This window comes from Feifania hominis, assembly GCF_014384765.1.
GTDB classification, from domain to species: Bacteria; Bacillota; Clostridia; order Oscillospirales; family Feifaniaceae; genus Feifania; species Feifania hominis.
The window spans coordinates 130,252-142,363 of the sequence record NZ_JACRSP010000005.1 but is presented as its reverse complement, the minus strand read 5'-3'; the positions used below and the strand labels follow the sequence as shown (position 1 = coordinate 142,363).

The 12,112-nt window shown below is 56.9% G+C and carries 9 protein-coding genes and 1 tRNA gene; 3 read left to right on the top strand and 7 right to left on the bottom strand.

Annotated elements, in window-relative coordinates; genetic code table 11:
• The first annotated feature begins 68 nt into the window (after positions 1-68).
• Complete coding sequence (locus tag H8695_RS10785; protein WP_249301537.1) at positions 69-389, top strand: PadR family transcriptional regulator; 321 nt, start codon at positions 69-71, stop codon at positions 387-389.
• A 2-nt stretch (positions 390-391) separates the two neighbouring features.
• Entirely contained in the window at positions 392-1,615 is a 1,224-nt protein-coding gene (locus H8695_RS10780) for a DUF2812 domain-containing protein (protein WP_249301534.1), read from the top strand.
• 313 nt (positions 1,616-1,928) lie between these two features.
• Here H8695_RS10780 and H8695_RS10775 read toward each other — a convergent pair whose 3' ends face one another.
• A complete protein-coding gene (locus H8695_RS10775) occupies positions 1,929-2,357 on the bottom strand; it encodes a hypothetical protein (protein ID WP_249301532.1) in 429 nt (142 codons plus the stop codon).
• A gap of 294 nt (positions 2,358-2,651) precedes the next feature.
• Between H8695_RS10775 and H8695_RS10770 the strand changes: the two genes are divergently transcribed.
• Positions 2,652-2,966 carry an iron chaperone gene (locus H8695_RS10770; protein WP_249301530.1) on the top strand — a complete coding sequence of 105 codons (315 nt, stop codon included), beginning with the start codon at positions 2,652-2,654 and terminating at the stop codon, positions 2,964-2,966.
• Between the two features lie 79 nt (positions 2,967-3,045).
• Here H8695_RS10770 and H8695_RS10765 read toward each other — a convergent pair whose 3' ends face one another.
• The 6 genes from H8695_RS10765 to H8695_RS10740 all read right to left on the bottom strand — a co-directional run bounded on the left by H8695_RS10765 (position 3,046) and on the right by H8695_RS10740 (position 12,042).
• Positions 3,046-4,251: an FprA family A-type flavoprotein gene (locus tag H8695_RS10765; protein ID WP_249301529.1), complete on the bottom strand. Its 1,206-nt coding sequence runs from the start codon at positions 4,249-4,251 to the stop codon at positions 3,046-3,048.
• Positions 4,252-4,887: 636 nt separating this feature from the next.
• Positions 4,888-6,681: an oleate hydratase gene (locus H8695_RS10760; RefSeq protein ID WP_249301526.1), complete on the bottom strand. Its 1,794-nt coding sequence runs from the start codon at positions 6,679-6,681 to the stop codon at positions 4,888-4,890.
• 146 nt (positions 6,682-6,827) lie between these two features.
• Positions 6,828-7,382, bottom strand: a complete 555-nt coding sequence (locus tag H8695_RS10755) for a TetR-like C-terminal domain-containing protein (RefSeq protein WP_249301521.1) — start codon at positions 7,380-7,382, stop codon at positions 6,828-6,830.
• Between the two features lie 96 nt (positions 7,383-7,478).
• A tRNA-Leu gene (locus tag H8695_RS10750) sits at positions 7,479-7,562 on the bottom strand.
• Positions 7,563-7,604: 42 nt separating this feature from the next.
• The gene (locus tag H8695_RS10745) at positions 7,605-9,497 is read right to left on the bottom strand and encodes a YgiQ family radical SAM protein (protein ID WP_249301519.1); all 1,893 of its coding nucleotides are present in this window, start codon (positions 9,495-9,497) and stop codon (positions 7,605-7,607) included.
• 1 nt (position 9,498) lies between these two features.
• Positions 9,499-12,042: an FtsK/SpoIIIE family DNA translocase gene (locus tag H8695_RS10740; protein ID WP_249301517.1), complete on the bottom strand. Its 2,544-nt coding sequence runs from the start codon at positions 12,040-12,042 to the stop codon at positions 9,499-9,501.
• Positions 12,043-12,112 lie beyond the last annotated feature (70 nt).

Here is a 12,112-nt window from a genome sequence, read left to right as displayed (position 1 = left end):
CACACCTTTTGGTTTATAATATCATAAAATGATATCATAATACGATATCACCTACAGGGGGGATTCCCATGCCGCGCAGGGCGATGGAAGTGCTCACGGAATCCATGTTCTATGTGCTCATGGCCTTTCGCCAGCACGACATGTGCGGAACGGATGTTGCCGATTACATCGACCGGCACACCGGCGGCCGGCTCAAAATCGGGCCGGCGACGCTGTACACCATTCTCGCCAAATTCGAGCGGGAAAAATACATTCGGGAAATTGAGGTCGACGGCAGGCGGCGCACCTATTGCATCACACAGAAAGGCGCGGCGGCCTACCGCGAGGAGCTCGCGCGTCTGCGGCAGTGTGTTGCCGACGCCGAGGCTGCCGGCCTGTCGGAGGGTTGAAGATGGCAGACGAGAAGAGACGGCGAAAATACTGCCTGCCCCCCTGCCCCGCCTATGATGTCGAGGGCATGGAGAGCTGGCTTTGTGACATGGCGGGCCGCGGGTTCTTTCTGGCCCGGGATGGCTTTTTCGCCGGTGTGGCGGTCTTTGAGTGCGGCGAGCCCCGCCCCGCTCGATACCGCCTCGAGGCCGCCCAGAAGAGCACGAGCATGTGGGCGGACGACGGCGGCGAGCCGGACTTGCAGGCGGTGGAGCTGGGCGAGAAATACGCCTGGAGCTATGTGGCGCGGCGCGGGGGCTTTTACATCTACCGCACGTTTGAGCCCGGCGCGCGGGAGCTGAACACCGATCCCCTGGTGCAGGCGCTGGCGTTGGAGAGCGTGAAAAAGCGCCAGGCGGGCTCGGTTCTCTCGATTCTGTTCTGGCTGATCGTCTATCCGCTTCTCATGCTGCGCGGCGGGCTGTTTCTCACCATGATCAATGTGAAAACCTGGTTTTTTCTTCTGGGGGCACTGCTCGCCGTGTGGATGTTCGCCGATTCCCTGGCGGCCTTTCTCTCTCTTCGCCGGCTGCAGAAGAAGCTTCGAAGCGGCGGCTGGGAGACGGCAGACAGCCGCCCGAAGAGAGCCGGCCGCTACCATGCAAAAAACGCGCTGCAGCTCGCGCTGATTGTTCTGTTTGCCGCTCTTCTGCTGCGCGGGTGGAGCGTCGACGTCATGAATGGGGATAAAATTCCGCTCGAGGACTATGCGGGCGAGTTTCCCTTTGCCACCCTGCGTGATTTTGCCGGCCCCGACGGCGTCGGCTACCGTATGACCATGCGCGGCATGAGTCTCAACTTCAACTGCGTCAAGGAGTGGTCGGATCTGCTCGCCCCGCGCAATTTCGACTACGGCGAGCACGCGCAGATCACCGGCGCAGACGGCAGCGTTCTGCTGGACGGCGGGCTCTATGTCGACTACCACGAGGCGGCGAGCCCCTGGCTCGCCCGGCGGCTCGCGCACGAGTACCGCCGCATTGACAGCCGCGAAAAGGGCTTTGAGCTGATCGGCCCGCTCGATCTCGGCGCGGACTATGCGACGGCCTACTACACCGGGCTGCACTTTCCGACGGTTGTGATACAGGACGGCTGCGTCGTTGTGCATGTGCTCTTCTATCAGTCCGGCGGCAGCTCTCTTGCGCTCGAGCAGTGGGCGCAGCTCGTGGCAGACAGCATCATGGACTGACGGCTGCGCGGCCCGCGCCGGACCGGCGCCGCTCTCTCCGGCAGCGGCATGGACCCGACGCTGCTGCTGCACGCAGGATTTTTACACCGGCAAAGCGAAGTTTCATAAAATGCAGTCTCTGTCAGAGGGCACGCCCTATGCGGCCGACTGTTTAGTCTGCAGCCATTTTTTATGATGGAACGCTCCTATGTCAACCCGAAGCCGCACGGAAAAAACTCTGCCAGATCAACATTGGCGCAGGAAAAGGAGCAAGGCATATGTCAACCTTGCTCCTCTGGGCTGTACGTGCCGGTTTAGTGGCAGATTCACCAGCTTATTCTGATTTTCGCCAAAACAATCCCTCTGAGGCAGCGATTCGCTCAAACAGGATACACATTTCTTCGTCTGGATTATAAATGCTTATATTCAGGCAATCCCATCCAAATTGAAGCAGGGCATTTTTACTTGTGAATAGCATATTCATATCGCCTGAATGATTTTCCATAATGGTGTCAATGATTTCCGCCATCTGGTCAGGCAAAGGCTGTTCAATCCATCCGCCCCAATGAACGGATACTGGATAATAGCACATTGCTTTCAAAATAACACGAGTGTATCTTTCTCTCAACCCATAGCGCCCGTAATGGTTGAGCAAATAGTTTTCTACTTTAAAAAATTGTCCGCTCCCATCCTTTGGAGTCTGTCGAGGAAGAAAATCCATGATGTAACACGGTGCTTCCAAAAGCCTGTCAATGATCTGCATTTCATCACACCCCTTTGCCAAATACATTCTATATAGATGCAAAAGCTCTTAAGCTCTCTTTACTCAACTATACGATATCTCTCTGTATTTTTTCAATGCAGATTGCCTTAAACTGTTCGGGCCTTTCTTTCATAGCTTTTTAGCAGTGACACATGGCCGAATCGGGACAAATATTAAAATGAATCAATGCAACAGAGGAGGCGGCAATAATATATGTGGATATGCCCCAAATGCAAAAGAGCGTTTAAAAGAACAAATCAGGGACACTATTGCGGAAAAGCGCCTGAGACTGTATTGGAATACATCGCTTTGCAGCCGCCGGAAGCACATTCCCATTTGACAGAAATGATGACCACATTGCAAAGCAGCGCCCCATCTATCAATGAACGCATCTTGTGGAGTATGCCGTATTATGAAAAAGAGGGAAAGTCCGTCTCTTTTTCCGCCTGCAAAAACCACATCAGTTTTTATGCAGGGGCTGAAGCCATTGAAGCATTTGCCTGCGAATTAGACGGTTTTGTCACAGAGAAAAATGCAATCTACTTTCCCTATCGCAAAGCGCTGCCGACAGAGCTGATTGCAAAGATTGCAAAATGGTGTTTGGACTGAACCGGCCTTTCTCTGCGTTTTATAAAGCTCACTTCAAAATAAGAAGCGGACCCGCAGGGTCCGCTTTCTCTCTGTCTTTCTATGCGCGCAGGCTCTCGGCGAGGCTTTCGCCGAGCTGTGTAAGTGCCGCGAGGCTCTGCTCGTCGAGCGCCGACTTGAGCGTGACCACGGGCTCGAGAATCTGCATGCCCTTGAGTTCGCCGAGCATCGCCGCCATCTGCTTGCCGGCGGCGGGCGCCCACGAACCGTTCTCCACAAGGCCCACGGTACGGTTCTGCACATTCAGGGCTTTCATGTCGTGCAGCAGATTCGCCATGGCGGGATATACGCCGTTGTTGTAAGTGGGCGCGGCGAACACCAGATGGCTGCAGCGGAAGATCTCGGCGATAAGCTGCGAGACATGGGTGCTCGAGACGTCGTAGACCGCGATGTCCTGCACACCGGCCTGCGCGAGCTGACCCGCGAGAATATTCACGGCGTTCTCGGTGTCGCCGTACATCGAGCCATAGAACAGCGCGACGGCGCGCTCCTCCGGCTCATAGCGGCTCCAGAGGTCGTATTTGTTCAAAAACCACGCAAGGTCGCTTCGCCAGACCGGCCCGTGCAGCGGGCAGATCAGCCGGATGTCGACCCCCGAAAGCTTCTTGAGCGCCGCCTGCACCTGGGGGCCGTACTTGCCGACGATGTTGGCAAAGTAGCGCCGGGCATCGGGCAGCCAGTCGCGCTCAAAGTGGAGCTCGTCGTTGAACAGGTTGCCGCCGAGCGCGCCGAAGCTGCCGAAGGCGTCAGCCGAGAAGAGAATCTTCTCGCTGCGCTCATAGGTCATCATGACCTCCGGCCAGTGGACCATGGGCGTGAACGTAAAGCACAGCGTGTGGCGGCCCAGCGGCAGAGTGTCGCCCTCTTTGACCGTGACGGTGCGCCCCTCGAGCGGCAGATGGTAAAACTGGCCGATCAGGGCAAAGGTCTTGGCGTTGCCCACGATCTGAAGATTCGGGAAGCGCAGCATCAGCTCCTCGATGCTCGCGCAGTGGTCAGGCTCCATGTGGTTGACCACAAGGTAGTCGAGCGGGCGGCCGCCGAGCGTATGCAGAATGTTCTCGACAAACTGGCGGGTGATCGAGGAGTCGACCGTGTCGATCAGCGCCGTCTTCTCATCGAGAATCAGGTAGGAGTTGTAGGCGACGCCCCGCGGGATCGGAAAGAGATTTTCAAACAGCGCCAGGCGGCGGTCGCTGCCGCCGACCCAGTGGATGGATTCGGTGATGTTTCGCGTACAGTACATGGTAACGCTCCTTTCGTGGTCTCTCTGATATCGTACTCCAAAGTGCCGCGGACATGTGGCACAGGAAAGCTTTACCGGTTTCAGCTCGGCCGGCGGGTCACGGCGGCCGGCCTGCTTGTCCGTCAAAGTCTTCACCTGTTGTGCAGAACATGGCGCGAACAAATTCACTGACTGTGTTTTTCCGCCGCCTCTTTTGGTATTCCCAGAGAGTTCGTTTCACAATCTGATTCAAACAGAATTACAGCTCTGTAGCCTATTATATCATAGAGCGCGCGCCAGGCAAGATTATTTTGACTACTTTTTCACAAGGTCTCTTCAAACAGTGCGCTCCCACGGCCGCAAACCAGGTTGCGTCGAAAGTGTGCCGCCGGCAGACGAACCGATTGCCCGAGGCGCAAAGCGGATTTTGCTCCGACGTGGGTTTGCGTTACAAAAAAGATACCCGGTTCAAAATGAGAATCCCGGTTCGGCATGAGTCTATTCTCATTTTACATTGCGATTTAGATGCCCCATTCCCGCAAGAAAAAGGAGCTCTGAAAAGTTGAACTGAAGCTTGGGTTTCCAGCGTAGAAAAAGAGGCCGGAATTTGGATGTCTCATTTTGGGGTTCCAAATTTCGGCCTCGATACACATACTTTTATTTGATTAAACCGCTGTCTTTCAGTAAAAGCTCCAAATCGGTTCCTTTCACTTTTTTTATAACGAGCTTCAACAACTCTTTTTCTGCAAAGGGCAGTTCCGCCTCTAATAACGGCTTTTTGTCAATGGCATAATAGCAGGCTCGCAGAATTTCACGCACATCGTATTTGCTGCCCCAAACCTCCGGTACGCCGCGGTCAATATCCAGCAGGGTATAGACAGACTCCATACCCGTACGCATGGAATACTCGGTAGTGAAAATGGTATCCCGCGGTGTCTCGGCAAATTGACCGATAAATGCGAAATTCACAGCGCCCTGCGGCACTACCTTCGGGCGATCGGATTCTTTTCTCGGCTGGAAAAAGGCGTTGATATACGGCATAAAGCAGGTTGTGGTATTGCAGGCCTCCTTGGCGAGAGCATCAATTTTATCGGCCGGAACACCAATATGGTACAGCCACTCGCGGCAAACCTCTTCGCCGGTGCAGTCACGCATCGCTTTTTTTACATAGTTGCCCTCTTTATTCGTATTGAGCGAATAAAGCCATACCAAAACCATGCTCTTATCCTGGGACTTGAACTGTGGCTGACGGTTGATTGTCCAGGAAAGATACCAGTTATTGGTGCTGTCCTTAACGGTTACAATACCGCCGGTCGTTACCTTTCCAGAGCGTGGGTCGCGTTTGCAGACATTCATAATATGCCGGATGATTTCCTCGTTGGATGTCGCTACGGTTGCACTCATCCAGTTGGTGGCATCGATATTGCTGCAGAAGACATCCGGATTCCCGAACTCTCCATGCTCGGCTTGGGCGGCGATGGCCTTCCACATATCCCACGATTCGCCGCAGCCGTTGTGAATGGCAGACAAGTCCGGGGCGTGGGTCTGGTCGCCGTAACAGGAAGTATCGGTGCAGCAACCGTTGGTAATGAATACGAGATCATCCTCAATCAGGTCAATGCTCTGCTCCTTACCGTCTTTTACATAAAGGATCTGCTTTGCAATTTTCCTATCGCCCTCGGTTTGGATTATGACATTTTTTACGTCCATACCGTACTCAATTTGCACGCCGTGATTCTCCAGATATTTTACCAGAGGCAGGATCATACTCTCATACTGGTTGTATTTGGTGAAACGCAAGGCGCTGAAATCCGGCAAGCCGTCAATATGATGCACATAGCGGCAAAGGTAACGCTTCATTTCCAAAGCGCTCGACCAGCGCTGGAAGGCAAACATCGTCTGCCAATAGAGCCAGAAATTTGTGTTCCAGAAGGATTCGGGGAGCACATCGGAAATCTTTTTATTTTCCAAATCCTTTTCCTGTGTTAAGAATAGCTTGGATAAAGCCATCGCCGAGTCTTTATCCAGTAAAAACTTCTTGTCTGTATGGGCGTCTTCGCCGCGGTTTACTGTAGCACGGCAAAGAGAATAATTCGGGTCGTGCTTATTGAGCCAGTAATACTCGTCCAGTACCGAAACCCCTGGTGTTTCAATGGAAGGCACATCCCGGAAGGTATCCCACATGACCTCGAAGTGGTTATCCATTTCACGGCCTCCGCGCATGAAGAAGCCTTTTGTCACATCCTTGCGTCCGTCGCAGCTACCGCCGGCAAGCTCGAGTTTTTCAAGCAGATGGATATGCTCCCCCTTCATCTGTCCGTCACGCACAAGATAGAAAGCAGCGGTCAGCCCGGCCAGCCCCGTGCCAATAATGTAAGCGGATTTCTTATCTACATCCTTTGGTTTCTCGGGATGGGCAAACGATTCATAAGTTCCTGCAGAATAATACATAACGAAAACCTCCTGTTTTTTCTTTCTGTTTTCATTATACCTACTCCCATCAGGGGCACAATAAACAAAAAAAGCCCCGTGACAAAATTCTTATCATGGGACTAGAAAATGTAAAAAGTTTTATCAAAACCGTTAAAATGATAAAATCAGAGTTTGAATCTGGAAAGAGCTACCGACACAGAGCCTTTTATCAGCTTAGATAGCTTTTCCACAATCTGCTGCGGATCTTCGCGCATATCGTCCTTGATCCAGTCGAGCATCAGCCCGATAAACATATAAGAATAAACCTGTGCAATAAACTGCTTATCTTCGTCTCGAACCGTTATCCCGGCTGCCTCCTCGTTAATAACATTCAAAAGCAGTTGATCCACCAGCGGCTGCAGATATTTTTCAACCTGCTCTCGGTGAACACAACGGTAAACATTCAGAATAAACGGTTTGTTTTCCTGCACCGCTTTAAATATTTGTAAGAACCCCTGCTGCCATGTATTGTAGGTTTTCTTTTCCTCTAACGCCCGTTTGGCATCTTCAAGGCACGACCATTCGACCAAATCGTATATATCTTTAAAGTGATAGTAAAAAGTCATGCGATTGATTCCGCAATCCTCTGTAATGTCACCTACCGTGATTTTTGTAAGCGGCTTTTTCAGCAGCAGATTTTTGAGGGACTGCTCCAACGCCCGTTTTGTTACCTGGGACATTGTGATTTACACCTTCTAAAAAGTTTTTTCTTTAAGCCCACAAACCCACATGAATACTGAAAAAAATTGGGTGACATCTTTTTTGTCACCCAATCATGGTGCGGGCGACAGGACTTGAACCTGCACGGGAAGCCCACCAGATCCTAAGTCTGGCGCGTCTGCCAATTCCGCCACGCCCGCGTGACGCTACTCATTCTAGCACACGCCGGCGCGCCGTGTCAATCAGCGGCGCCCGCGCGGCGGGCGGCCGCGGCCCTTTGCAGCGCGCCCTCTTCCCCCTCGGCCGGGCAGATTGAGCGGCGCCTCGTGCGCGCGGCGGCGCGGCTCGGGCGGCACAAGACACTGCGCGCCAAAGCCGATGAGATCCTCCCGCCCGGCGCGGCGCAGCGACTCGCGCACCGACGCCTGATTCTGCGGCCGGAAGAACTGCAGCATGGCTCGCTGGGCCGCTTTCTCCTGCGGCGAGCGGGGCACATACACCTTCCTGCCGGTCAGGGGGTTGATCCCTGTGTAGAACATACAGGTCGAAATCGTGCCCGGCGTGGGGTAGAAGTCCTGCACCTGCTCCGGGCGCAGACCCGACTGCTTGAGATAGACCGCGAGCTTGATCGCGTCGCGCATGGTCGACCCCGGATGGGAGGACATCAGATAGGGCACGAGATATTGATCTTTTTTATACTCCCGATTGAACTTGTTATACATTTTACAAAATGTATTGAATGTGGCAATGGGCGGCTTGCCCATTTCGCGCAGCACATCGTCGCTCATGTGTTCGGGCGCGACCTTGAGCTGACCGCTGATGTGGTGCTGCACAAGCTCGCGGAAAAACGTCGTGTCGGGATCGAGAATCAAGTAGTCAAAGCGGATTCCCGAGCGGATGAAGACCTTTTTGACGCCCGGCAGCGCGCGCAGCTCTCGCAGCAGCTCAAGATAGTCGCTGTGGGTGACGCTCATGCCCTTGCAGGGCGTGGGCGCGAGGCACTTTCTGTCCTTGCAGACGCCGTATTTGAGCTGCTTTTGGCAGGAGGGCACGCGAAAGTTTGCCGTCGGCCCTCCGACATCGTGAATATAGCCCTTGAAGCGCGGGTTCTGCGTGAAGCGGCGCGCCTCCTCCACCACCGACTCGCGGCTGCGGCTGGTCACGGTGCGCCCCTGGTGAAACGCCAGCGCGCAGAAGTTGCAGGTGCCGAAACACCCGCGGTTGTGGATGATGGAAAACTCCACCTCCTCGATGGCGGCGACCCCGCCCTCGGCCTCGTAGCTCGGGTGGTAGTAGTACTGAAAGGGCAGCTCGTAGACCGAGTCGAACTCCTCGCGGGTCAGCGGGCGCATGGGCGGGTTCTGGCGCACATAGACGTCCCCGTGGCGCTGGTAGACGGTACGGCCGGTGACATAGTCCTGCTCGTCGTACTGGGTCTTGCAGGCGCGCGCGTAGGCCGCCTTGTCGGAGGACACCTCTTCAAGGCTCTCGCAGACGACGGCGTTTTTCAAATTCTTCGGCAGACGGTCGACCACGACGGCCGTGCCGGGGATGTCGGTCATGCTGGAGGCGGGCCGCCCCTCGGCAAAGCGGCGGGCGTACTCGCTGGTCTGCAGCTCGCCCATGCCGTAGACGAGAAGATCGGCCCCGCTCTCGAGCAGAATCGAGGGCCGCACGGCATCGTCCCAGTAGTCGTAGTGGGCAAAGCGGCGCAGCGACGCCTCGATGCCGCCGATGACGATGGGCACATCGGGATAGGCCTCGCGCAGCTTCTGGCAGTAGACGATCACCGCGCGGTCGGGCCGGCGGCCCGCCCTGCCGCCCGGGGTGTAGGCGTCGTCGGAGCGGCGCTTCTTCGCCGCGGTGTAGTGGGCCACCATCGAGTCGATGTTGCCGCTCGACACCACAAAGGCATAGTTCGGCCGCCCGAGGCGCATGAAGTCGCGCGTCGAGTGAAAGTCGGGCTGGGCAATGAGCCCCACGGCATACCCCTCGCGCTCGAGCCAGCGCGCGATCAGCGGCGTGCCGAACGAGGGGTGGTCGACATAGGCGTCGCCCGTGATGCACACAAAGTCAAGCGTCTGCACGCCGCGGCGCGCCATGTCCTCGGGCGAGACAATCAGATATTCCCCCATCTCACTGCTCCTCGTCGAGCTTGCGCATGGTCATCTCCTGCCACTGCAGCTTGGTGATGAGCACCTGCCGGGGCTTCGAGCCCTCGTAGGGGCCGACGATGCCGCGCGCCTCCATCTCGTCGACGATGCGCGCCGCGCGCGCGTAGCCGAGCTTGAGCCGGCGCTGGAGCATGGAGACCGAGGCCATGCCGGTCTCGACCACGCACTCGATGGCAGCCTGGAGCATCTCGTCCTCCTCGCCGCCCTCGTCTGCGCCGCCGCCCTTGCCGTGGCCGCCCTTGGTCTGCGCGGCCTTGAGCTCGATCTCGTCGATGACGGTCTGGTCATAGGTCACGGTGTCGTTCTTCTTGATGAAGTCGACGACGCTCTCGACCTCCTTGTCGTGCACAAAGCAGCCCTGCAGCCGCACGGGCTTTGCCGCGCCCACCGGGTAGTAGAGCATGTCGCCGCGCCCGAGCAGCTTCTCGGCGCCGCCCATGTCGAGAATGGTGCGCGAGTCGACCTGGGACGAGACCGAGAACGCGATGCGCGAGGGGATGTTCGCCTTGATGATGCCGGTGATGACGTCGACCGACGGGCGCTGGGTGGCGACCACCAGATGCATGCCCGCGGCGCGCGCCGCCTGCGCGAGGCGGCAGATGGAATCCTCCACCTCGCCCGGCGAGACCATCATCAGATCGGCGAGCTCATCGATGATGATGACGATGCGCGGCAGAGGCTCGGTCTCGTCGTCGCCGGCGGCGATGGCGTTGTAGCCGTTTAAGTCGCGCACGCCCTTTTCCGCGAAGAGCTGGTAGCGCTTGGCCATCTCGCCGAGAGCCCACGACAGCGCGCCCGCCGCCTTTTTCGGGTCGGTCACGACCGGGATGAGCAGGTGCGGGATGCCGTTGTAGGCGCCGAGCTCGACCACTTTCGGGTCGACCATGATGAACTTGACCTCCTCCGGCGAGGACTTGTAGAGAATGCTGATGATCAGCGAGTTCAAGCACACCGACTTGCCCGAGCCCGTCGCGCCCGCGATGAGCACATGGGGCATCTTCGCAATGTCGCCGACGACGCACTCGCCCGAGATGTTCTTGCCGAGGGCGAAAGTCAGCGGGCTCTTGCCGTCGCGAAAGCTCGCCGCTTCGATGATCTCGCGGATGTAGACGGTGCTGACGTTCTTGTTCGGCACTTCGATGCCGACGGCGGCCTTGCCGGGGATGGGCGCCTCGATGCGCACGCCCATCGCCGCGAGGTTGAGCGCGATGTCGTCGGCGAGGCCCGTGATCTTGCTGATCTTGACGCCCGCCGAGGGCTGCAGCTCGTAGCGCGTGACCGTCGGGCCCTTGGCGACGTCGACGATCTTGGTCTCGACGCCGAAGCTCTTGAGCGTGTCGACGATCTTCTGGGCGTTGAGCTTGAGCTCCTCGGCCGAGTCGGTGCGGCCCTGCTTTGCGTCCTTGTTGAGCAGAATGACCGGCGGATACTTGTACTCGGGCTTCTCTTGCTCCGCCGTCTGCTCGATGGTCTGGGCAATTTCGTTTTGCGCCTTGATGATGTCTTTCTTGGTCACCTCGACCATGTGCTCGGGCACGGGCAGGGGCTCCTCCCGCTCGAGCGCCGCGGGCGCGGGTTCGGCGGGCTTGTCCGCAAAGAGGTCCTTATTTTTATTGAAGAGACTGTCGATGTCGGGGCTGAAATGGGACACGGGCGCCGCGGGCGCAGGTTCGGCGGCAGGCGCCGGTGTGCTGACGGGCACGCCGTTTTCATCAAGTTTGACGTCGATGTCAAATTCCTTTTTGAGCTCGGGCGGCACCTGCGGCGGCCGGCGGCGGCCGAAGAGCGCGCCGGCAAAGCTGCTGGTGCGGTCGGGCGCCGGCTCCGGCTCTTTGACCGGTGCCTCCACAAAGGGGGCGTCGGCCTCGGGGTCCTCATAGTCCGTGTCGACCTCTTTCGGGAAGACGGCGCGGAGAATCTCCTCAAACGTGACGCCCGAGAGCACCACAAAGGCGATCACCCCGAGCAGAATGAGAATCAACCCGATGCCGATGTCGCCGAAGATCTTGACAAGGCCGCTGTAGAGAAGACCTCCGACCACGCCGCCGGTCTTCGCAGTCTGGCCGCCGATGAAGAGGCTTTTGACAATGTTCTCGGTCGGCATCTCGGTTTTGATGAACAGATGCACCGCGACGGACACCACCACAACCAGGCAGCAGGCGACGACAATCTTGAGCGTCGAACCCTTTTTGTTGCCCCAGACGCCGCTGACAATGGCGCAGTAGATCATGATGACCGGCGCGAGATAGCCCGCCGCGCCGAACAGGCCCAGCAGCGTCTCCTTGAGGAACCGGCCGAAGACGCCCGTCACATCGAAAAAGAGACTCACCCCGATGAAAATGGCAAGCGCAATGATGACCAGCGCCCAGACCTGGCGCGCGACCGAGATGGGCTTCTCTTTGGTGCGGGTCGTTGTGCGTGCGCGCGAAGAAGTCCCCCTGGCTGAGGTCTTTGTGCGGCCCGATCCCGCCGGGCTCTTTTTGGTTGTGGTCTTTTTCGTCGCCATGCTTCTACTTCCTTTGCCGATAAAAATACAAGATTATCATATCATAAAATTTCGCAAAAGGGAAACGCCT